At 72.2% G+C, this 21,137-nt stretch carries 19 protein-coding genes and 1 rRNA gene; 16 read left to right on the forward strand and 4 right to left on the reverse strand.

Features of this window, described 5'->3' with window-relative positions; all coding sequences use genetic code 11:
* From rrf to ACZ4MU_RS30965, 9 genes are all read left to right on the forward strand, one after another.
* Positions 1 to 93 (forward strand): 5S ribosomal RNA (gene rrf / locus ACZ4MU_RS30925); the annotation flags it as partial.
* Between the two features lie 74 nt (positions 94 to 167).
* Complete coding sequence (locus ACZ4MU_RS30930; protein WP_467882849.1) at positions 168 to 812, forward strand: HAD family hydrolase; 645 nt, start codon at positions 168 to 170, stop codon at positions 810 to 812.
* 43 nt (positions 813 to 855) lie between these two features.
* Complete coding sequence (locus ACZ4MU_RS30935; RefSeq protein WP_467882851.1) at positions 856 to 2,100, forward strand: MFS transporter; 1,245 nt, start codon at positions 856 to 858, stop codon at positions 2,098 to 2,100.
* Positions 2,069 to 3,235, forward strand: coding sequence for an acetoin utilization protein AcuC (locus ACZ4MU_RS30940; protein WP_467882852.1), 1,167 nt, complete (start codon positions 2,069 to 2,071; stop codon positions 3,233 to 3,235). The genes ACZ4MU_RS30935 and ACZ4MU_RS30940 overlap by 32 nt, the downstream gene beginning before the upstream one ends.
* Before the next feature lie 442 nt (positions 3,236 to 3,677).
* Positions 3,678 to 4,493, forward strand: coding sequence for a phosphatase (locus tag ACZ4MU_RS30945; RefSeq protein WP_467882854.1), 816 nt, complete (start codon positions 3,678 to 3,680; stop codon positions 4,491 to 4,493).
* 128 nt (positions 4,494 to 4,621) lie between these two features.
* On the forward strand, positions 4,622 to 4,831 hold the full coding sequence (locus ACZ4MU_RS30950; protein ID WP_344078925.1) for a helix-turn-helix domain-containing protein: 210 nt from the start codon (positions 4,622 to 4,624) through the stop codon (positions 4,829 to 4,831).
* Between the two features lie 109 nt (positions 4,832 to 4,940).
* Positions 4,941 to 5,039 carry a 30S ribosomal protein bS22 gene (locus ACZ4MU_RS30955; RefSeq protein ID WP_003948845.1) on the forward strand — a complete coding sequence of 33 codons (99 nt, stop codon included), beginning with the start codon at positions 4,941 to 4,943 and terminating at the stop codon, positions 5,037 to 5,039.
* 276 nt (positions 5,040 to 5,315) lie between these two features.
* Positions 5,316 to 6,398, forward strand: a complete 1,083-nt coding sequence (locus tag ACZ4MU_RS30960) for an NAD-dependent epimerase/dehydratase family protein (protein WP_467882855.1) — start codon at positions 5,316 to 5,318, stop codon at positions 6,396 to 6,398.
* A gap of 14 nt (positions 6,399 to 6,412) precedes the next feature.
* Positions 6,413 to 7,516, forward strand: a complete 1,104-nt coding sequence (locus tag ACZ4MU_RS30965) for a lysophospholipid acyltransferase family protein (protein WP_467882856.1) — start codon at positions 6,413 to 6,415, stop codon at positions 7,514 to 7,516.
* Between the two features lie 67 nt (positions 7,517 to 7,583).
* Here ACZ4MU_RS30965 and ACZ4MU_RS30970 read toward each other — a convergent pair whose 3' ends face one another.
* From ACZ4MU_RS30970 to ACZ4MU_RS30980, 3 genes are all read right to left on the reverse strand, one after another.
* Entirely contained in the window at positions 7,584 to 8,768 is a 1,185-nt protein-coding gene (locus tag ACZ4MU_RS30970; RefSeq protein ID WP_467882857.1) for a DUF5667 domain-containing protein, read from the reverse strand.
* A gap of 310 nt (positions 8,769 to 9,078) precedes the next feature.
* Complete coding sequence (locus ACZ4MU_RS30975) at positions 9,079 to 9,873, reverse strand: ECF subfamily RNA polymerase sigma factor, BldN family (protein WP_358836241.1); 795 nt, start codon at positions 9,871 to 9,873, stop codon at positions 9,079 to 9,081.
* An 821-nt stretch (positions 9,874 to 10,694) separates the two neighbouring features.
* On the reverse strand, positions 10,695 to 11,681 hold the full coding sequence (locus ACZ4MU_RS30980; RefSeq protein WP_467882859.1) for an HAD family hydrolase: 987 nt from the start codon (positions 11,679 to 11,681) through the stop codon (positions 10,695 to 10,697).
* 112 nt (positions 11,682 to 11,793) lie between these two features.
* Here ACZ4MU_RS30980 and ACZ4MU_RS30985 point away from each other — a divergent pair, with 112 nt between their 5' ends.
* From ACZ4MU_RS30985 to ACZ4MU_RS31015, 7 genes are all read left to right on the forward strand, one after another.
* Positions 11,794 to 12,084, forward strand: a complete 291-nt coding sequence (locus ACZ4MU_RS30985; protein WP_406555518.1) for a glutaredoxin family protein — start codon at positions 11,794 to 11,796, stop codon at positions 12,082 to 12,084.
* Positions 12,085 to 12,417: 333 nt separating this feature from the next.
* Positions 12,418 to 13,191 carry a redox-sensing transcriptional repressor Rex gene (locus ACZ4MU_RS30990; RefSeq protein ID WP_467882860.1) on the forward strand — a complete coding sequence of 258 codons (774 nt, stop codon included), beginning with the start codon at positions 12,418 to 12,420 and terminating at the stop codon, positions 13,189 to 13,191.
* A complete protein-coding gene (locus tag ACZ4MU_RS30995) occupies positions 13,188 to 14,786 on the forward strand; it encodes a glutamyl-tRNA reductase (protein WP_467882861.1) in 1,599 nt (532 codons plus the stop codon). Before ACZ4MU_RS30990 ends, ACZ4MU_RS30995 begins: the two co-directional genes overlap by 4 nt.
* Positions 14,783 to 15,793, forward strand: coding sequence for a hydroxymethylbilane synthase (gene hemC / locus ACZ4MU_RS31000; RefSeq protein WP_467882863.1), 1,011 nt, complete (start codon positions 14,783 to 14,785; stop codon positions 15,791 to 15,793). The genes ACZ4MU_RS30995 and hemC overlap by 4 nt, the downstream gene beginning before the upstream one ends.
* Positions 15,790 to 17,460, forward strand: coding sequence for a bifunctional uroporphyrinogen-III C-methyltransferase/uroporphyrinogen-III synthase (locus tag ACZ4MU_RS31005; RefSeq protein ID WP_467882864.1), 1,671 nt, complete (start codon positions 15,790 to 15,792; stop codon positions 17,458 to 17,460). Before hemC ends, ACZ4MU_RS31005 begins: the two co-directional genes overlap by 4 nt.
* 376 nt (positions 17,461 to 17,836) lie before the next feature.
* Entirely contained in the window at positions 17,837 to 18,823 is a 987-nt protein-coding gene (gene hemB / locus ACZ4MU_RS31010; protein ID WP_467882866.1) for a porphobilinogen synthase, read from the forward strand.
* A gap of 19 nt (positions 18,824 to 18,842) precedes the next feature.
* A complete protein-coding gene (locus tag ACZ4MU_RS31015) occupies positions 18,843 to 19,814 on the forward strand; it encodes a molybdopterin-dependent oxidoreductase (protein ID WP_467882867.1) in 972 nt (323 codons plus the stop codon).
* On the opposite strand, the gene ACZ4MU_RS31020 is transcribed toward ACZ4MU_RS31015, so the two are convergent.
* On the reverse strand, positions 19,783 to 20,730 hold the full coding sequence (locus ACZ4MU_RS31020) for a lactonase family protein (RefSeq protein WP_467882868.1): 948 nt from the start codon (positions 20,728 to 20,730) through the stop codon (positions 19,783 to 19,785). The genes ACZ4MU_RS31015 and ACZ4MU_RS31020 overlap by 32 nt on opposite strands.
* Positions 20,731 to 21,137 lie beyond the last annotated feature (407 nt).

Consider the following 21,137-nt stretch of genomic DNA (forward strand, 5'->3'; position numbering starts at 1 on the left):
ACGCCCGGTTACATTCCGAACCCGGAAGCTAAGCCTTTCAGCGCCGATGGTACTGCAGGGGGGACCCTGTGGGAGAGTAGGACGCCGCCGAACAAATTTTGGGAAAAGCCCCGTACCGGTCTCCGGTACGGGGCTTTTCTGCGTTTACCGGCGCTTAGGGTCGAACCATGCGCTATGACCTCGTCATCTTCGACAACGACGGAGTGCTCGTCGACAGCGAGCCCATCTCCAACACCATCCTCGCCGAGTACCTCACGGAACTCGGTCACCCGACCTCGTACGAGGACTCCATCCGCGACTACATGGGCTCCGCCATGCACCGCGTCCACGATCTCGTTCAGGAGCGGACCGGGCAGGTGTTGCCGGGCGACTTCGACGACATCTTCCACTCCCGCGTCTTCGCCGCCTTCGAGCGCGAGCTGAAGCCGGTGGCCGGGGTCACCGACGTACTCGCTCAGCTGGTGGCCGAGGGCGTGCCGTACTGCGTCGCCTCCTCCGGCAGCCATGAGCGGATCCGGGTGGGACACCGTACGACCGGGCTCGACGAGTGGTTCGAGGAGGAGTGGGTGTTCTCCTCGCAGGACGTCGGGCGGGGGAAGCCGGCGCCGGATCTCTTCCTGCACGCGGCCGAGCGCATGGGTGTCGCTCCCGAGCGGTGTGCTGTCGTGGAGGACAGTCCGCTCGGCGTGGAGGCAGCGCTGGCCGCCGGAATGGATGTGTACGGGTTCACCGCCATGACGCCCGAGGAGCGGCTCCACGGCTGCACCGCCTTCTTTTCCGACATGGCACAACTGCGCGGATTGCTCGGGTGATCCATCTACCCAGGGGTAAGTCACGGCCCTAAGCTCAGCGGCCATGACAGACGCGCGCCTGCGGCACGGCCGGGCGTCCCTGGCGCTGAGCTTCTTCGCGCAGGGCGTCGCCTTCGCTCTCCTGGTGACCCGGATCCCGGCGATCCAGGACCGGTACGGGATATCCGACGGCCTGCTGCCCGTGTTCCTGGCCGCCGTGCCGATCCTCGCCGGAGCCGGCAGCGTCACGACCGAGTACCTGGTGAAGCGGGTCGCGCCGAGTGCGGTGCTGCGGTGGGTGCAGCCGGTGGTGATGCTGGCGCTGCTCGGGGTCGCGGCCGGGGACCGGATGTGGCAGGCGGCGCTCTCGCTCGGGGTGTTCGGGCTGGCCGTCGGGGGTCTGGACGCCTCCATGAACATGCTGGGGATCAGCCTCCAGCGGGCGTACGGGCGGAGCATCATCACCGGCTTCCACGCCACGTACAGCCTCGGCGGGATCATCGGGGCCTCGCTCGCCTGGGCGGGGGCGCACTGGGATCTCTCGCTGCTCGTCTCCTGTCTTCCCGTCGTGATCGTGCTGGCGCCGGTGTGTCTGGCCGGGAGCCGGTGGTACGTGGACGGGGAGCCGGGGGAGGTCGCGGCTGAGGTCGGCGCGGCGGCCGTCGGCGTGGCGGTCTCCGGGCCGGCGGGGGAAGCCCCGGGGGGCAAGCCCGTGGTGTTCCGGCTGCTGCTGCCGCTCTGCCTGGTGATGTCCTTCGCGTACATCGGTGACTCGACCGTCTCCAACTGGAGCGCCAAGTACCTCCAGGACGTGCTCGGCAGCTCCGAGCAGTTGTCGACCGTCCCGTACAACGTCTACATGATCACGGCGCTGCTCGGGCGCGCGGTCGGGGACCTTGGGGTGCGGCGGTTCGGGGCGGTGGCCGTGGTGCGGCTGGGGACCGTGCTGGCGGGGGCCGGGTTCGCGGTGGTCGCGGTGGCGCCGGGGCCGTGGGTGGGGATGCTCGGGTTCACGCTGCTCGGGTTCGGGCTGTGCGTGATCGTGCCGCAGACGTTCGCGGCGGCCGGGCGGCTCTTCCCGCATGCCTCCGACGCGGCGATCGCGCGGCTCAACATCTTCAACTACGTGGGCTTCCTCGTCGGCTCTCCGCTCGTCGGCGGGCTCGGGGACGCGTGGAGCTACCGGGGCGCGATGCTGGTGCCGATGGTGCTGGTCCTGCTGACCCTGGTGTACGCCCGGTCGTTCGGCGCGGAAGGGGCCCGATACGGTGGCGGGCATGAGCGGCCGCGCACTGTTGATGTGGGATGACGCCGTCACGGCGTACGACTTCGGACCGAGCCACCCGATGGACCCGGTACGGCTCTCGCTGACCATGGGGTTGGTGCGGGCGTTCGGGCTGGACCGGGCCGTCGACGTGGTGGCCGCGCCCGCGGCCGGGGACTCGACGCTGCGGCTCGTCCACCGGGAGGACTATGTGGCGGCCGTACGGGCCGCCTCGGCGGATCCCGGGCGCGCCGACCAGGCGTACGGGCTGGGGACCGTGGACGATCCCGCCTTCGCCGGGATGCACGAGGCGTCCGCGCTGATCGCCGGGCAGTCGGTGGGGGCCGCGGAGGCGGTGTGGCGCGGGGACGCGGCGCACGCGGTGAACTTCGCGGGCGGGCTGCACCACGCGATGCCGGGTGCGGCCTCGGGGTTCTGTGTCTACAACGACGCGGCGCTGGCGATCGCGCGGCTCCTGGAGCTGGGGGCCGAGCGGGTCGCGTACGTGGATGTGGACGTGCACCACGGGGACGGGGTGCAGGCGGCATTCTGGGACGACCCCAGGGTGCTGACGATCTCCCTCCATGAGCATCCCCGGCTGCTGTTCCCCGGGACGGGGTGGCCGGAGGAGACCGGGGGCGCGGAGGGGACGGCCGTGAATGTGGCGCTGCCCGCCGGGACCGGGGACGAGGGGTGGCTGCGGGCCTTCCACTCCGTGGTGCCGGAGCTCCTGGCCGAGTTCCGGCCCCAGGCGCTGGTGTCCCAGCACGGGGCGGACACGCACTTCGAGGACCCGCTGGCGCATCTGGCGGTCTCGCTCGACGCGCAGCGGGCGGTGCAGGAGGCGTGCCATGCGCTGGCGCATGAGCATGTGGCGGGTGGGAAGTGGGTGGCGCTCGGGGGCGGGGGGTACGCCGTGGTCGATGTCGTGCCGCGGTCCTGGACGCATCTGGTGGGGGTGGCGGCGCATGCGGCTGTGCCGCCGGAGTCGGTGATTCCCGCTTCGTGGCGGGATGAGGTGTTCGCTCGTACGCGGCAGGTGGGGCCGGGACGGATGACTGATGGGCGGGGGGTGTTGTGGCGGGGCTGGGAGTCGGGGTATGACCCGGCGGATCGGTTGGATCAGGCTGTGTTGGCTACTCGGCGAGCGGTGTTTCCGTTGCGGGGGTTGCTGGCGTAGGGGGTGTTTCCCCATCCCGCCCCTTCCCTCGACCCTCCGGGGAGTGGGGTGTTGAGGTGGTCTCCTGCCGGGGGCTGCGCCCCCGGACCCCGAGGCGGGGCCTGCGGCCCCCGAGCTTCGCTGTGCGCCTATCTGCGGACCGTGCTTGGTTGCTCGCGCAGTTCTCCGCGCCCTGAAGTCCTGGGCCTTCGGCCCGGAACCACCCCCCCGCCCGCCAGAGGAACCGGTTTGCAGCGGCCGGACGTACCGATAGGGGCGCGGGGAACTGCGCGAGCAAGCCACCACCGGGCTGTAGACGAAGCCCGGGCCGGATTGGGGGCGTGGGCAACCGCCACCCGGTCGCAGGCGAACCCCCGGCAGACCACGCCCCCCCGTTACGCCAACTGTGCGTTCTCCGGGGCGTTTTGGTCCCGGGGGGTGGGTGGTGCGGGAGCATCGGGGGGTGTTGAGTACCGGGGCGCTGCGGGCGCATTTGTTGGCTGCTCGGTTGGCCGGGACCGTGGCCACCTCGCGGGAGGAGAGTCTGCGCAGTTATCGGCTCTTCGCCGCCCGGGACCCGCGCGTCACGCTCGGACTCGACCCCGAAGGGGGGTGGGGCGAGGGGGACCTGCTGCGGCTGATGGCGGACAGGTGCGGGGTGAGCCCGGATCCGGCGCATGTGTCGGGGCCCGATGTGATCGACCCGGAGCGGACCCTCGCCGGGCTCCACGCGCTGGCCGCCCGGATCCGCGACGTGGCCGCGCGGCGCGGAGCCGTACTCTTCGGAACCGGGCATCCGCACCGGCTCCTGGGGTTCTACGCCGCTCTCGCGGACGCTTTGTCGGCGGCGGGATGTGATGTCCTCACCCCGGCGCAGGGGAGATGTGTCGACATAACGACCCGGTTCGGGGTACGCACGTACAACCTTGACTACGTACGAGGAGTCGCGCTGGTGCGGGAACCCGGCGCGCGGAGCGCCGGGAGTGCGACCGGCGCACATACCCACTCCCCGCTGCCCGTACGGGTCGCCCTGGGGGCCGCGGCGACCCTCCGCGGACGGCTTCCGGACCTGGTCGTCGGCGATCACGGATGGGTCTGCGGAGCAGGTCAGCTGGGTATTGAGGCGGTCGGTCTGGCCGATACGGACGATCCCGCGCTGTTCGTCGGGGAGGCCGAGGGGCGCGTGTCCGTAGCCGTTCCACTTGATGACGCTGTGCGGTCTGATTACTACCGGCCGCTTACGCGCTATGTACTCAATCGAGCGTGTCTGTCACGGTAGGCGGCCGTGCGCAGCTCCTCTTCCCCACTCGCACCACCCGCCCCTAGTCTGGGGAGTGAGCGCACAGCGACGAAGAGTCACCGGAGGGGAAGCCGGTGCGCGTCGGGTGCGGAAGGTACAGGTGGGTCATGGCTGCTGATCAGAGGCCTCTGAACGAGGTCGTGTTCCTGACCGTGGCGGAAGTAGCCGCGGTGATGCGCGTGTCCAAGATGACCGTGTACCGCTTGGTGCACAGCGGTCATCTGCCGGCGATCCGGGTGGGCAGGTCCTTCCGGGTCCCCGAACAGGCGGTGCAGGAGTACCTCCGAGAGTCCTTCGTGGGGGTGGAGACAGCCTGACGGAGCCCTCGGTTACGACCTCTGCGCTCGGGCGGGTAGGCTAGCCCCTCGTAGGTCGTGTGGGCCCAGACGCCCCGCACCGAGTGAAGAGAAGTGAGCGAGGGTAGTCGTGGGCTCTGTTATCAAGAAGCGGCGCAAGCGGATGGCTAAGAAGAAGCACCGCAAGCTGCTCAAGCGCACCCGCGTTCAGCGTCGCAACAAGAAGTAAGCGGCAGCTGTACGTGAACCCGCAGCCCTTCCACCGTCCTGGTGGGAGGGCTGCGGTGCGTTTACCGGCCGCATGTCCCGCATGCCTTTCCGGCGGGCCGTCCTCCCGGGCCGTGTCCATTCCGGCCAGCCTTACGGGGAACTTCCCGACGGGCTTCGCGACGGCCTTTTCGTTCGGCTCTCCGCGTCCTGGGCGACCACGCGGTCGTCCCTTCGCGACCTTCAGCCGCTACGGTGGCGCCCAGGGTGCAACTCAGGCCAAAGGAAGGCGCTGATCTTGGGGAAGGTCGTGCTCGTCACCGGAGTGGCCCGGCAGCTCGGAGGCCGTCTCGTACGGCGCATCCAGCGTGATCCGGAGGTGGACCGGGTGATCGGCGTGGACGCCGTGCCACCCGGCCACCATCTCGGCGGAGCCGATTTCGTACGGGCGGACATACGGCAGCCCGCCATCGCGCGCGTACTGGCCGAGCACGCCGTGGACACCGTCGTGCACATGGACGTCACCGGGACCCCGCTGGGGGCCGGAGGGCGGACGTCCGTGAAGGAGACGAACGTCATCGGCACCATGCAGCTCCTGGGCGCGTGCCAGAAGTCGCCGTCGGTGCGGCGGCTGGTGGTGAAGTCGAGCACCAGCGTGTACGGGTCGGCGCCGCGCGACCCGGCCGTCTTCACCGAGACGACGATGCCGAAGTCGCTGCCCAGCGGCGGCTTCGCGAAGGACGCCGTCGAGGTCGAGGGATATGTGCGCGGCTTCGCCCGGCGCCGTCCCGACGTGGCGGTGTGCGTGCTGCGGTTCGCGAACATCCTGGGGCCGGGCGCGGACTCGCCGCTCGCCGAGTACTTCTCGCTGCCGGTGCTGCCGACCGTCCTCGGCTACGACCCGCGCCTGCAGTTCGTCCACGAGGACGACGTGATCGACGTCCTGCGCATCGCCTCGCACGAGCCTCGGCGCGGGACGCTCAACAGCGGCACCTTCAACGTGGCGGGCGACGGTGTGCTGCTGCTCTCGCAGTGCTCGCGGCGCCTGGGCAGGCCGACCGTGCCGGTGCTGCTCCCGGCGGTGCGCTGGGTGGGTTCGGCGCTGCGCTCGGTGGGCGTGAGCGACTTCTCGCCCGAGCAGATCAGACTGCTCACCCACGGGAGGGTGGTGAGCACCGTGCAGATGCGGGAGACCCTCGGGTTCGAGCCGAAGTACTCGACGGCGGAGACCTTCGCCGACTTCGCGCGCAGCCGGGGTCCCGGGCTGCTGCCGCCGGACGCGCTGGCGCGGGCCGTGGACGGGGTGGCGGCGCTGCCCTTCCGGCCGTTCACCGGCGGCGCGGCGACCCCTTCCCCCTTGTCCACTCCCGGCGCGGAATGAGGAGATCGAGCACGATGGCGGACGCCAAGGTCATTCCGTTCGACGACGACCGCTCGCGCGGTGGCGCGCAGCGCCCGGCCCGCCGCCGCCCCGGCGGCCCGCGAGGCGGGGCCCCGGACGCGCCTGGCGCTCCGGTGAGCGCCCTGCCGGGCCGGCAGGGCGACTCCCGGGGCCCGCGGGCCGCCCAGGAGCCCCCGGGCGGCCAAGACCCGCAGGGGGCCGCTGAAGCCGCCGCGCTTCGGCGGACGGGCGGCGAGGAGGCGCGGGAGCGGCCCGGGGCCCACTGGGACCGCAGGATCGCGGGCGGGCTCGCCTTCCTGCGGCGGCGGATCACCGGCGAGTACGAGGTCGACGAGTTCGGCTACGACGAGGAGCTCACCGACCAGGTCCTGATGTCGCTGCTCCGCCCCTTCTACGAGAAGTACTTCCGGGTGGAGGTGAAGGGCGTCGAGAACATTCCGGCCGAGGGCGGGGCGCTGGTCGTCGCCAACCACTCCGGGACGCTGCCGCTGGACGGGCTGATGATGCAGGTGGCGGTGCACGACCACCATCCGGCGGGGCGGCATCTGCGGCTGCTCGCGGCGGACCTGGTGTTCATGCTGCCGGTCGTCAACGAGCTGGCGCGCAAGGCCGGGCACACGCTGGCCTGCGCGGAGGACGCGCAGGCGCTGCTGGAGCGCGGCGAGGTGGTCGGGGTGATGCCGGAGGGCTTCAAGGGCATCGGCAAGCCGTTCAGCGAGCGGTACAAGCTCCAGCGGTTCGGGCGGGGTGGGTTCGTGTCGACCGCGCTGCGGACCGGGACGCCGATCGTGCCGTGCTCGATCGTCGGGGCCGAGGAGATCTACCCGATGATCGGCAACGCCAGGACGCTGGCGCGACTGCTGGGCTTCCCCTACTTCCCGATCACGCCCACGTTCCCGTGGCTGGGGCCGGCCGGTCTTGTGCCGCTGCCGACGAAGTGGACGATCCAGTTCGGTGAGCCGATCCCGACCGACGGATATCCGCCGGAGGCGGCGGAGGATCCGATGCTGATGTTCAACCTGACGGACCAGGTGCGGGAGCAGATCCAGCACACGCTGTACAAGCTGCTGGTGCAGCGGCGGTCGGTGTTCTTCTAGCGGCCGGTCCTACGGCTGTGGGGCGCACCTTCGCACAAGGCGCGCCCCACAACTGTGTCCGGTGGAGTTACTTCGCTTCCTCGCCGTCGATGCCGAGGCCCGGGAGCAGGCCGGGGAGCAGCGGGGGCAGGGTGACGTCCGGGACCGGCGGTTTGGCCGGGGTGGTGCCGGAGGTCGGCGGGGCGCTCTTGGCGGGCGGGTCGAGCAGGCCGCCGGTGTTGCCGCCGATGAGCCCCTCGTGGGGCTTGGTGCCCGGGGTGGTGGGCTGCTGCGACTTGGTGCCGCCGCCGCTCGCCGTGCCGTGCGCCGGGGACGAGGGGGCCGGGGCCGGGCGGGCCGTGTGGCTTGCCTGGCCGGGGTGCGTCGTGTCCGTACGCCCATGGGTTCGGGTCTTGGGCGGGGGGAGCATCGAACGCAGCGGCTCGACCTCTTGGTCTATGGCGACGAAGACCGAGGTGACCTGATCGCCGACGTCGGTGAGCTGGGCGGGCAGCTTGTCGCGCAGCCTGCTCCAGCTGTCGCGGTGCGCCGAGGCGAACGACGACAGGGCGGCGATGGCGCCGAGCGAGCCGTCCTTGGCATAGGCGGCGTGGAGGAGGCGGTGGCCTTCGGTCACGTCGTGCTGCATGCCGCTCAGGGCGCGGCGGACCTCGCTCAGCTGTTCGTGGTCGAGGTCGCCGGCGCGGCCGCGCTCCATCAGGCGGCGGGCCTCGCTGAGCCGGGTGGAGGCCTGGTCGAGGTAGATCCGGCCGCGGTCGGCGTCGTCGTCCGCCAGGTTGAGCTTGAGATCCTCCATGCCGCGCTTCAGCCCGTAGAGCGAGTCACCGGGGAGGGCGTCGGAGCTGGCAGCGGCCACGCCGCTGAACGCGCCCGCGGCCACACCGATGCTGAGGCCGCCCGCAGCGATGCCCTTCGACCAGCGGGAGCGGGGGCGCAATTTCCGGAGCGGGGCCGCCCGGTGGGCTCCCCGGCCGGCCCGTTGCTCGGGCACCTGAGGGTCGGCGGCGCCACCAGAAGCGAACATCTGCTCCATGGCGGCGACGAGCAGTGCCCGCTGCTCCACCTTCACCTGCGGGTCCAGTTCGGGTTTCGGCAGTTCGCCGAGGACGGTCGCCAGGGTCAACAGGTCGGCTTCCGCCGCCTGTTCGGCCTGGGCGGCCGGGGTGGCGGGTGGCTGCTGGGCCGCCGAGGCTTCTTCCAGGGCCTGGGCGAAGGCGTTCGCCCGCCGGTGCGCCGATACGTTCGCGATCACTGGCGGCACCTCCTCTCGTCATCACGGTCGACTCCCCAAGGGGCCTGGAAGGTTGCACGTCTTGAGCACATCCACACGATCGAGTGAGCGGCAGTGAACATGACGTGACCACAGGGAGCCTGCATCCGGCACAACGAGAGACGCGGCACTTGGGTTACGGACGAAGGATGATCGGACCACAGCGTGATCGGGGCAGCGCTGAGCGCTCACGGACCGTGCGTTGTCGGGGTGCCGGGGGAGCGGGGCGGGGCTCCGGAGGCGCCGCTGCCCCGTGGGGACGGGGGAGCGGCCCGGCGGGCGTCGGGGAGCGTCAGCGGGCGTCTTCGGGGAGGAGCCGGGCGAGGGTGCGCACGGCCCGGTACTGGAGGGTCTTGATGGCACCCTCGTTCTTGCCCATGACGCGGGCGGTCTCGGCGACCGAGAGGCCCTGGAGGAAGCGCAGGGTCACGCACTCCTGCTGCTGCGGGTTCAGCTTGCGTACGGCTTCGAGGAGCGCGGCGTTGGAGAGCGACTCCAGGACGGAGTCCTCGGGCGAGCGCTCCACTTCATTGGCGTCGAGCATTTCGCCTGTGGTCACTTCCAGGCGGAAACGGCTCGACTTGAAGTGGTCCGCGACCAGGTTGCGCGCGATCGTGACCAGCCAGGCGCCGAAGTCGCGCCCCTGCCAGGTGAAGGTGGAGATCCTGCGGAGCGCGCGCAGGAAGGTCTCGCTGGTGAGGTCCTCGGCGGTGGCCTTGCCGCCGACGCGGTAGTAGATGTACCGGTACACCGTGTCGCTGTACTGGTCGTACAGCCGTCCGAAGGCGTCGGCCTCGCCCGCCTGGGCGCGTTCGACGAGGTCCATCATGCGGGCGCTGTCGCTGTCCGCGCTGGGGCGGCGGGCGGTCGGCGTCGCGGACGTGCCCGTGCTGCGGCCGCCGCTCCGTCTTCCGACCGCGGCACCGCCCTCGGCCAGCGCGTAGCAGGCACCGAGGGGTGAAGCGGTGGCGGTGGCGAAGGCGGGGGCGGTGGCGTACGCGGTGGGGACGAAGCCGCGCAGACGGTCGACGACCGCCGCGCGCAGCGTAGCCAGGCCCGAGGCGTCAACCCCGACGTGTGGGTACACGGGACTCCCAGAGGCAGAGCTTCCATCACGTGCAGTGCGGGACCGTTCACCCGCCGTGGCGATGTGTGGGTTCCGGTATGCGTCTGAGGAGAATAACGCTTCGTGCAGGGAGCGCTACACCCAGTTGCTCAAATCGTCGATTCCGTCGCTTCTGTTACCTCTATGGGGCGGAATGGGTAGCGGAGTGTGAGCGGGTGGGGGTGGGTTGGTGATCGATGTTGATCGGTTGGGGGGTGGGATGTGGCCGAGTGGGGGGTGGGGGACTGGTGGGGGGTGGGGGCGGGTATGTGGTCCCGGATCGGGGCACCTCCCCGGTTCTTCCCTGAACCCTCCGGGGGGGGTGGCCGAGGTCTCTGGAGGCTCCGCCCCCCAAACCCCCGAGCGGGGGCTGCGCCCCCTGCACCCCGGGGCGGGACCTGCGGCCCCGGCCCGCTGGGGGTGCTTCTTCCGTCTGCGGGTCGGTGGTGGGCTGAGCGCGCAGTTCCCCGCGCCCCTTGAGGGCCTGGTGTTCTTCTGCGGGCCGTGGGTGGCTGAGCGCGCAGTTCCCCGCGCCCCTTCGGGGCTCGGTGTTCGTCTGCGGGCCGTGGTGGGTTGCTCGCGCAGTTCCCCGCGGCCCTAACTGCCTAGGGGCGCGGGGAACTGCGCGCTCGGCCACAGACAACCCGCAGACGACCACCGGGCCCTCAAGCGGCGCGGGGAGCTGCGCGAGCAACGTACCGCCGGGCCGCAGGTAACGAGCCGGGCTGGTAGGGGCGGGAACTGCGTGAGTGGTCGTCCAGTTGCCCGCGGGCGGGCCCCCGGCCGAATGAGGGCGCGGGGGGTCAGCGCCTGCGGCGGTGCAGGGCGATCGCCGCTGCCGTGCCGCCCGCCAGGGCACCCACACCGGCCGCCGCCGGAATCCCCACCTTCGCCGCCTTGCGGCCCGTGCGGTAGTCCCGCAGGCGCCACTCCCGCGCCCTCGCGTGCTTGCGCAGCTTCGCGTCGGGGTTGATGGCGTAGGGGTGGCCCACCAGGGACAGCATGGGGATGTCGTTGTGGGAGTCGCTGTACGCCGCGCAGCGCGAGAGGTCCAGGCCCTCCGCCGCCGCCAGGGCGCGTACCGCCTCCGCCTTGGCGGGGCCGTGCAGCGGCTCGCCGACCAGGCGGCCGGTGTACACGCCGTTCACCGACTCCGCGACCGTCCCCAGCGCGCCCGTCAGACCCAGCCGCCGCGCGATGATCGTCGCGGTCTCCACCGGCGCCGCCGTCACCAGCCACACCTTCTGACCCGCGTCCAGGTGCGCCTGGGCCAGCGCGCGCGTGCCGGGCCAGATGCGGTCCGCCATGTACTCGTCGTAGATCTCCTCGCCGATGGTCATCAGCTCGGAGACGCGGTGGCCCTTCACGATCGACAGGGCGCTCTCGCGCGCGTCCTGCATGTGCTCGGGGTCCTCGACCCCGGCCAGCCGGAACCACGCCTGCTGCCAGGCGAACCGCGCCAGGTCGCGGCGCTGGAAGAACTTCCGCTTGTACAGGCCCCGTCCGAAGTGGAAGATCGCCGCGCCCTGCATGACCGTGTTGTCGAGGTCGAAGAAGGCCGCCGCCAGGTCGTCCCCGACCACGGGGAAGTCCGGTTCGCGGGGGGTGGCGGGTGAGGAGGGGGAGGGCGGCTTCGTCCTGCCCCGGGCTTCCGCTTCCGCTTCCGCTTGTGCCAGTTCCGCCAGTTCCCGCTCGGACTTGCGGGCTGCCTCGGCTGCGGCCTCGCCGGCCAGCACGCTGCGGGCTGTCGCCGAGCGCCTACGCGGGGTGAGCCATCCCAGTACGGCCATGTCGTGAGCATAGCCAGTCTGTTCGGTCCCGCCCGACACGCCGGGATGCCGGGGTGTGAACTCTGGGGAACGGCGGCGGACAGCCGCCTTCACGTGGGCGGAGAATGGATGCATGAGTCCTCTCTTCCGGCGCGGGAAGTCCCCGCGCAGCGCCGACCCCTCCTCCCCGCCGCTCGTCACGCTCATCGGCAAGCCGGGCTGCCACCTCTGCGACGACGCCCGGGCCGTGATCGAGAGCGTCTGCGCCGAGACCGGTGCCGCGTGGGAGGAGAAGGACATCACTCAGGACGAGGCGCTGCACCGCGCGTACTGGGAGCAGATTCCGGTTGTGCTCGTCGACGGGGCGCAGCACACCTTCTGGCGTGTGGACCCCGCGCGGCTCAGGAGTGCCCTGGGCGCGTGAGGCGAATGGGGCGCGCGTGCCCCGGCCGTGGTCCCGGGGGCCGGTGATCGAATGGGTGATCGGCGGTAGTTGCGGTTACCATCGAGGTCGTTTTGTCGCGTTCGGGGGTGACATCGTGGAGAGGTGTGTACGGTTTTGCCCCCTTCGGGTCTTCAACGGGTCGACTTCGCTGTCGGTTCCCGGAAATCGGCACCGGTTCGCGTGAGCCCGGTCACTTTGCTCGGACAAAGCGGACACCATCTTTGTGCACGCGTTCACAAAGACATAGCCTGCATTCGACGGGGCGGTCCTGGGACACATGGCCGCCTGCCTCGCTCATCCCGCAGGAGCACCGTGGCAACTGGCCGAACTCACCGACCGGCGACCCGTAGCCGAGGAATCCCCGAGGCCACCGTCGCCAGGCTTCCGCTGTATCTGCGTGCGCTGACCGGACTGTCGGAGCGCTCCGTACCCACGGTCTCCTCCGAGGAGCTGGCCGCGGCCGCGGGGGTCAACTCCGCCAAGCTGCGCAAGGACTTCTCCTACCTCGGCTCCTACGGGACCAGGGGCGTGGGCTACGACGTCGAGTACCTCGTCTACCAGATCTCCCGCGAGCTGGGCCTCACCCAGGACTGGCCCGTCGTCATCGTCGGCATCGGAAACCTCGGCGCGGCCCTCGCCAACTACGGCGGCTTCGCCTCCCGAGGCTTCCGGGTCGCCGCGCTGATCGACGCGGACCCCGCGATGGCGGGCAAGCCCGTCGCCGGGATCCCGGTGCAGCACTCCGACGAGCTGGAGAAGATCATCAGCGACAACGGTGTCTCCATCGGTGTCATCGCGACGCCGGCGGGCGCCGCGCAGCCGGTCTGCGACCGCCTGGTCGCCGCCGGGGTCACCTCCATCCTGAACTTCGCGCCGACGGTCCTGTCGGTGCCCGAGGGCGTGGACGTACGCAAGGTCGACCTCTCCATCGAGCTGCAGATCCTCGCCTTCCACGAGCAGCGCAAGGCCGGTGAGGACGCCGCCGCCGCGGAGGCCGCCGACATCGTGGCGCCCGTGGTGCGCGGTGGCGCGGCCGTGGACCGGAAGGGACCCGACGGGGACATGCCCGCCGTGATGCCGGCATGAGCCTCCTGGTCGTCGGCCTCAGCCACCGCAGCGCACCCGTCAGCATCCTGGAGCGGGCATCGCTCTCGGCGGACACGCAGGTCAAGCTGCTTCAGGACACCCTCGCCGCGGAGCCCGCGGCCGAGGCGGCGGTGCTCGCCACCTGTAACCGCATCGAGCTGTACGCGGACGTGGACAAGTTCCACGCGGGTGTCGCCGAGCTCTCCACGCTGCTCGCCCAGCACAGCGGCGTCGGCCTGGAGGAGCTCACTCCGTATCTCTATGTGCACTATGAGGACCGGGCCGTCCACCATCTCTTCTCGGTGGCGTGCGGACTCGACTCCATGGTCGTGGGCGAGGGCCAGATCCTCGGCCAGATCAAGGACACCCTGGCGCAGGGGCAGGAGCTACACACCGCGGGGCGCCTGCTCAACGACCTCTTCCAGCAGGCCCTGCGGGTCGGCAAGCGCGCCCACAGCGAGACCGGCATCGACCGGGCCGGGCAGTCCCTGGTCACCTTCGGCCTGGAGCAGATCGCCCAGGGCACGCCGGTGGAGACCTGGGCCAAGGACAAGCGCGCCCTGGTGATCGGCGCCGGCTCGATGTCCTCGCTGGCCGCGGCCACCCTGGCGCGCGCGGGGGTGCGCGAGGTGATCGTCGCCAACCGCACGTCCGCCCGCGCCGAGCGCCTGGTGGAGATCCTCACGGAGTCCGGCACGCCCGCCCGCGCGGTGGCGATGGGTGACGTGGCGCGCGAACTGACACGAGTCGACGTGGCCGTCTCCTGCACCGGGGCGACCGGTCTGGTCCTGGACGCCCAGGCCGTCGGCGAGGCCGTCGGCGCCCAGGCCGCCGCCGCCCCGGGTCAGGCGCCCGCCGCCCCCGCGGGCTGCCCCGCCGACTTCGCCGCGACGGCCGCCGCGGGCGCCTCGCTCGCCGCGTACAGCGCGGTCGCCGAGGCCGACGCCGTGCGCGAGCGGGGCGAGCCCGTCGACGCCGACTCCCTGGAGCTGCACGGCAGCTGGGCCGAGAACGCCACCGGCGCCCGGCCCGCCGCCCGCACCCGCATCCCCGCGCAGTCCGGCCCCGTCCGGCTCGCGCTGCTCGACCTCGCCATGCCGCGCGACATCGACGCCGCCGTCCACCGCATCCCCGGGGTGCGCCTGGTCGACATCGAGTCGCTCGCCGAGGCGTCGGCCGACGCGCCGATGGCCGCCGACGTCGACCAGGTGCGCGCCATCGTCTCCGACGAGGTCGCCGCCTTCGGCGCCGCCCAGCGCGCCGCGCACATCACCCCGACCGTCGTCGCCCTGCGTGCGATGGCCGCCGACGTGGTGGCCGGCGAGGTGGCCCGACTGGAGGGACGCGTGCCCGACCTGGACGAACGCCAGCGCGCCGAGGTCACCCAGACCGTGCGCCGCGTCGTCGACAAGCTCCTGCACGCGCCGACCGTGCGGATCAAGCAGCTCGCGGCCGAGCCCGGCGGCGCCGGGTACGCGGACGCGCTGCGCACACTCTTCGACCTCGACCCGGAGACGGTCGCCGCCGTGTCACGGGCCGACCTGAACGACGTCGAGGCCAAGAACCGAGACGCGAAGAACCGAGGGCGGTCATGACCCAGAAAGCACTGAGGCTGGGGACCAGGCGGAGCATGCTCGCCATGGCCCAGTCCGGCCAGGTGGCCGACGCCGTACGGAGGTTGACCGGGCGTCCGGTCGAGCTGGTGGAGATCACCACGTACGGCGACACCTCGCGCGAGCACCTGGCGCAGATCGGTGGGACGGGTGTCTTCGTGACCGCGCTGCGCGACGCGCTGCTGCGCGGCGACGTCGATTTCGCCGTCCACTCGCTCAAGGACCTGCCCACCGCGCAGCCCGACGACCTCGTCCTGGCCGCCGTGCCGGTCCGCGAGGACCCGCGCGACGTGCTGGTGGCGCGCGACGGGCTCACCCTGACCGAGCTGGCCGCCGCCTGCGAGGGCCGCCCGGCCCGCATAGGCACCGGCTCGCCCCGGCGCACGGCCCAGCTGAACGCTTACGCGCGCAGCCACGGTCTGGCCGTCGAGACCGTGCCGATCCGGGGGAACATCGACACCCGGATCAAGTTCGCGCACACCGGGGAGCTCGACGCGGTGGTACTCGCCGCCGCAGGGCTCAGCCGCATCGGCAGGACCGGCGAGGTGACCGACTTCCTGTCGGCCGACACCATGCTGCCCGCCCCCGGCCAGGGGGCACTGGCGATCGAGTGCACGGCAGCCGATGCCGGCCTCGCCGCCACGCTCGCCGAGCTCGACGACCCGTACACCCGGGTCGCCGTGACCGCCGAGCGGTCCCTGCTCGCCGCCCTGGAGGCCGGCTGTTCCGCACCCGTGGGTGCCTACGCCGACCTTCTTCCCGTCTCGGCTCCGTCCGGGCAGGGGGACCCCCAGGCCGACGGACAGATTGTTCATGAGATGCGCCTGCGCGGCGTCGTCGGTACCACCGACGGCTCGACGCTGGTGCAGTTGTCCATCACCGGTCCCGTACCTGCGTCGCACGACGAAGCCGTGGCGCTCGGTCGCGAACTCGCGGTCGAGATGCTTGCCAAGGGTGCGGCCGGTCTTATGGGGGAGCGAGCACTTTGAACCCCACCACGTCCTCGAACCTTCCCGCCGTCTCCGCGCACGGGTGCGTCACCTTCCTCGGTGCCGGCCCCGGAGACCCGGGACTGCTGACGCTGCGCGCCGTGGAAGCGCTGGCGTCGGCCGATGTCCTGATCGCCGAGCCGGCTGTGCTCGACGTGGTCCGCGCGCATGCGCGGGCAGGTGTGGACACGCCTCAGCTGACGGTAGTTGACGACACGTCAGCGACCGGCAGCACCTTCGATGTCCCCGTGTTGCGGGACGCGGCCAATCTTGTCATGGAGGCCGCGCGCTCCGGCAGGCGGGTCGTCCGTGCCGTCTCCGGTGACCCCGGGCTCGACGGCAGCGCGGGCGAGGAGATGCTCGCCTGCGCCGCGGAGGGCATCCCCTTCGAGGTCGTGCCCGGTGTGGCGACGGCGGTGGGCGTACCCGCGTACGCCGGTGTCCCGCTCCGCGACCCCAGCGGCGCCGACGTCCGCTTCGTCGACGCGCGCAGCGCGAGCGAGCGCTGCTGGACCGAGGTCGGCGCGAGCGACGGCACGGTCGTCGTCTCCGCGACCCTGGAGACGGTGGCGGCGGCGGCCGGCGAACTCGTCGCGGCGGGCCGCAAGCCCGACACCCCGATGACGGTCACCGTCGCCGGTACGACCACGCGCCAGCGCACCTGGAACGCCACGCTCGGCTCCATCGCGCAGGTCCTCAAGCAGGCGAAGGTGCTGCCGTCCCCGGACGGGCACCAGCCGGTCATAGCCGTGGTCGGGGAGCGCACCGCCGCGGCCCAGCGCGACCGGCTGTCGTGGTTCGAGTCCAAGCCGCTGTTCGGCTGGCGGGTGCTCGTACCGCGGACGAAGGAGCAGGCCGCGTCCCTCTCCGACCAGCTGCGTTCCTACGGCGCTGTGCCGCACGAGGTGCCGACCATCGCCGTCGAACCGCCGCGCACCCCGCAGCAGATGGAGCGGGCGGTCAAGGGCCTGGTGACGGGCCGCTACGAGTGGATCGCCTTCACCTCGGTCAACGCCGTGAAGGCGGTGCGGGAGAAGTTCGAGGAGTACGGGCTCGACGCGCGGGCGTTCGCGGGGATCAAGGTCGCGGCGGTCGGTGAGCAGACCGCGGCGGCGCTGGTGGAGTTCGGCGTGAAGCCGGACCTCGTCCCGAGCGGCGAGCAGTCCGCGGCCGGCCTCCTGGAGGACTGGCCGCCCTACGACCCGGTCTTCGACCCGATCGACCGCGTCTTCCTGCCGCGCGCGGACATCGCCACCGAGACGCTGGTGGCGGGTCTGATCGAGCTGGGCTGGGAGGTGGACGACGTCACGGCGTACCGGACCGTACGGGCGTCGCCGCCGCCGGCGGACACGCGCGAGGCGATCAAGGGCGGTGGCTTCGACGCCGTCCTGTTCACCTCGTCCTCGACGGTCCGCAACCTGGTCGGGATCGCGGGCAAGCCGCACAACGTGACGGTGATCGCGTGCATCGGCCCGGCCACGGCGAAGACGGCCGAGGAGCACGGGCTGCGGGTGGACGTGATGGCTCCCGAGCCGTCGGTGCTGAAGCTGGCGGAGGCGTTGGCGCAGTTCGGGGCGGCTCGGCGGGATGCCGCCGTGGAGGCGGGGGAGCATGTGACCCGCCCGAGCGAGCGGCGTCCTGGGGCGCGGCGGCGCCGCACGACGTGAGGTGCCCCTCCGGGGGGAGCCCCTCCGGGGGCGGGGGCCGGGCGGGCACTCCCGGGGGCAGACCCCCAACCCCGGCGGCCCCGGGCTCCCAACCCCGGCGGGGCCGCGCCCCGGGGCCCCTCCTTCGTCGGCGGACCGTGGTGGGTTGCTCGCGCAGTTCCCCGCGTCCCTAGGCAGTTGGGGGCGCGGGGAACCGCGCGCTCAGCCATCCACGACCCGCAGCCACAGACCGGGCCCCGAAGGGGCGCGGGGAACCGCGCGATCGGCCGCCCACCGGCCCGCGGGCAAACACCCGGATTCAGGTGCCCGCCAGAGGGGTTTCGGGGAGGGACGGGGTGGGGGGAAAAGGGGGTGGGATGCGGCGTAGCGTGGGGGCATGAGCTACGGATCCTTCCCCGGCGCCCGCCCCCGGCGGCTCCGCACCACCCCCGCCATGCGCCGCATGGTCGCCGAGAACCGGCTGCACCCGTCCGACCTGATCCTCCCCGCCTTCGTGCGCGAGGGCATCGACCGGCCCGTTCCGATCCAGGCCATGCCCGGCGTCGTCCAGCACACGCTCGACACCCTGCGCAAGGCCGCCGTGGAGGCCGTCGAGACCGGTGTCGCCGGGATCATGCTCTTCGGGGTGCCGCAGGACGAGAAGAAGGACGCCCTCGGGACCGCCGGAACGGACCCGGACGGGATCCTCCAGGTCGCCATCCGGGCCGTGAAGGAGGAAGTCGGCGACGACCTCGTCGTCATGTCCGACCTCTGCCTCGACGAGTACACCGACCACGGCCACTGCGGTGTCCTGGACGACGAGGGCCGCGTCGACAACGACGCCACCCTGGAGCGGTACGCCGAGATGGCCCAGGTCCAGGCCGACGCCGGCGTCCATGCCGTCGGCCCCAGCGGCATGATGGACGGTCAGGTCGGCGTCGTCCGCGACGCGTTGGACCAGACCGGCCACGAGGACGTCTCCATCCTCGCCTACACCGCGAAGTACTCCTCCGCCTTCTACGGCCCCTTCCGCGAGGCCGTCGGCTCGTCCCTGCGCGGGGACCGCAAGACCTACCAGCAGGACCCCGCCAACGTCCGCGAGTCCCTGCGCGAGCTCGCCCTCGACCTGGAGGAGGGCGCCGACATGGTCATGGTCAAGCCGGCCGGACCGTACCTCGACGTCCTGGCCAAGGTCGCCGAGTCCGTGGACGTGCCCGTCGCCGCGTACCAGATCAGCGGGGAGTACGCGATGGTCGAGGCCGCCGCCGAGAAGGGGTGGATCGACCGCGATCGCGCCATTCTCGAAACTCTGACGGGAATCAAGCGGGCCGGTGCGAACATGATCCTGACGTACTGGGCGACGGAGGTCGCCCGCAAGCTGTAAACGGCGACGGGGGCGGGCGATGGGTGAACAGGCACTGGACGTACGGGACTTCGCGGACGTCACCGACTACCTCACCCCCGTCGACCACGTCTTCGTCCGCGCCCATCTCGGCGTGCCCGACCTCGACGTCGGCTCCTGGAGCCTGTCCGTGGAAGGGCTCGTCGAGCGGCCGCTGAGGCTGGGCCTCGACGACGTCCTCGCGCTGCCCGCGCGCCGCTTCACCGCGTTCCACGAGTGCTTCGGCAACCCCTTCCGGCCGGACGTGCCGACCCGGGCCGTGGCCAACCTCCGCTGGACCGGCTTCGACCTCTCCGTGCTCCTCGACCGGGCCGGGCCGCTCGCCTCCGCGCGGCACGTGTGGTTCGAGGGCGCGGACACCGGCTCGTTCGCGGGCGAGGACGGGCTGTCGTACGTGAAGGACCTGCCCCTGGAGACCGCCCGGCGGGACGTCTTCCTCGCGTACGAGATGAACGGCGAGCCGCTGACCGTCCGGCACGGACATCCGCTGCGGACCGTGGTGCCCCGGATGTTCGGCACCAACTCGGTGAAGTGGCTGGCTCGGATCGTCCTGGCCGAGGAGCGGCCGGACCACATGTTCACCACGCGCTTCTACACGCGCGTCCACCCGGGCGAGTCCACGGCCCGTCCCGTACGCGCGGTCGACGTCGGCAGCAAGATCCTCAGCCCGGCGGACGGGGAGCAGCTGCCCGGGGAGTACGTGGAGCTGGTGGGGCGGGCGTGGAGCGTCGGGGAGGTCGTCTCGCTCGATGTGAGCGTGGACGACGGGCCCTGGCTCCCCGCCGCGCTCGAACCGCTCGGGCCCGACCCCGCCTGGCAGCCCTTCACCCTCACCCTGCGGCTGCCGCCCGGCCGTCACCGCGTCCGCGCCCGCGCCACCGACCGCGACGGGCGCGTCCAGCCGCCGCCGGGGGTGCGCAACTCGGTGCACGAGATCACCGTCACGGTCGGCGGCGCGGCAGCGGGAGGGTGACCGGGCGCCCGGACGGCAGGCCCGTGCGCGGGTCCAGGGCCGTCACGGTGAGTGTGACCGTCGTGCAGGCGTAGAGGTACGTGCCCCGGGGGTGGACCGCGACGCCCGTGCAGCGCGGGACCGTCAGGCCCGGCAGCCGCTCGGGTTCGGCGCCCGGGTCGAGCGGGCCGTCGGGGGTGAGGGCGGCGCGGTGGAGCGCGCCGGTCTCACGGTCCGCGAAGTAGAGGCAGCGGGCCGACGGGTGGACTGCGAGGGGGCCCGGGGCGGACGGCACCTGGAGGACGGGGGAGTGCCTTGCAGGGCCTTCGGTCCCTTCGGGGGCTTCGGGGTCGGCGTGGCCGTCCGGGCGGAGCGGGAGGACGTGCAGGGCGTGGCCGTCCGGGTCGCTCACGTAGAGGTGGGTGCCGGCCGGGTGGACGGCGAGGCCCTTGTGGAGCGGGGCGGCGCCGCGTACCCGGAGCGCGGTCGTGCCTTCGTCGTCGGGCCGGCCGCCGGGGCCCAGGGGCAGACGGGTGACGGCCGGGTTCTCCGTGCGGTCGGCGAAGTAGAGGAGGGGGAGGGCGGGGTGGGCCACGGCCGTTGCGGCGGGGTCCGCGCCCGTGGGGGTGTACTCCTGCCAGCCGACATGGCGTACGGGGCGTCCTGCGGGGTCGAGGGCGTGCCACAGCAGGCGTCCGCCGGGCGGGTCGGTGACGTACAGGCAGGCGCCCTTCGCGTCCACCGCGAGCCCGTACGGGCGGATGCCCGGGGTCCATTCGGCGGGGGCCTCCGGGCGGCCGTCCCCGCCGAGGGGGACGCGGAGGATGCCGTGGGGTTCGCCGATGTACAGCCATGTGGCGGCGGGGTGCACGGCGAGCTCCGCCCGCACGGCCCCGTCGCCCTCCCCCCACCACTCCTCGTGCCGGCGCACAGCCACCCACTTCCCTGGTTGATGTTTCCCGGGTTAACGAGGGGGGTGGGGGAGGGTTGCCCGCATCCCCGTTTGGCCGGGGGTTCGTGTGCGGGCGGGTGGTGGGTTGCTCGCGCAGTTCCCCGCGCCCCTATTGGGCCGGGTATTTGGCTGCGGGGCGGTGGTGGGCTGGTCGCGCAGTTCCCCGCGCCCCTTATCGGGTCGGGACTTCGGGTGCGGGTCGTCTTGGGTTGCTCGCGCCGTTCCTCGCGCCCCTTGGGGGGCCGGTGGTCGTCTGCGGGTTGTCTGTGGCTGAGCGCGCAGTTCCCCGCGCCCCTGACTGCCCAGGGGCGCGGGGAACTGCGCGAGCAACCCAGCACGGTCCGCAGACGAACAGGGGGCTTGGGGCCCACCCCCGCCCCCGGAGGGTTTAG

Source organism: Streptomyces sp. NPDC026377, assembly GCF_055567715.1.

What these genes read in the sequence shown, in the direction of transcription:
- ACZ4MU_RS30965 (WP_467882856.1), top strand. Translation starts at nt 6,413, where the DNA reads ATGGCGGACGCCAAGGTCATTCCGTTCGACGACGACCGCTCGCGCGGT.
- ACZ4MU_RS30930 (WP_467882849.1), top strand. Translation starts at nt 168, where the DNA reads ATGCGCTATGACCTCGTCATCTTCGACAACGACGGAGTGCTCGTCGAC.
- ACZ4MU_RS30940 (WP_467882852.1), top strand. Translation starts at nt 2,069, where the DNA reads ATGAGCGGCCGCGCACTGTTGATGTGGGATGACGCCGTCACGGCGTAC.
- ACZ4MU_RS30985 (WP_406555518.1), top strand. Translation starts at nt 11,794, where the DNA reads ATGAGTCCTCTCTTCCGGCGCGGGAAGTCCCCGCGCAGCGCCGACCCC.
- ACZ4MU_RS31015 (WP_467882867.1), top strand. Translation starts at nt 18,843, where the DNA reads ATGGGTGAACAGGCACTGGACGTACGGGACTTCGCGGACGTCACCGAC.
- ACZ4MU_RS30950 (WP_344078925.1), top strand. Translation starts at nt 4,622, where the DNA reads ATGGCTGCTGATCAGAGGCCTCTGAACGAGGTCGTGTTCCTGACCGTG.
- ACZ4MU_RS30935 (WP_467882851.1), top strand. Translation starts at nt 856, where the DNA reads ATGACAGACGCGCGCCTGCGGCACGGCCGGGCGTCCCTGGCGCTGAGC.
- hemC (WP_467882863.1), top strand. Translation starts at nt 14,783, where the DNA reads ATGACCCAGAAAGCACTGAGGCTGGGGACCAGGCGGAGCATGCTCGCC.
- ACZ4MU_RS30995 (WP_467882861.1), top strand. Translation starts at nt 13,188, where the DNA reads ATGAGCCTCCTGGTCGTCGGCCTCAGCCACCGCAGCGCACCCGTCAGC.
- hemB (WP_467882866.1), top strand. Translation starts at nt 17,837, where the DNA reads ATGAGCTACGGATCCTTCCCCGGCGCCCGCCCCCGGCGGCTCCGCACC.
- ACZ4MU_RS30980 (WP_467882859.1), bottom strand. Translation starts at nt 11,681, where the DNA reads ATGGCCGTACTGGGATGGCTCACCCCGCGTAGGCGCTCGGCGACAGCC.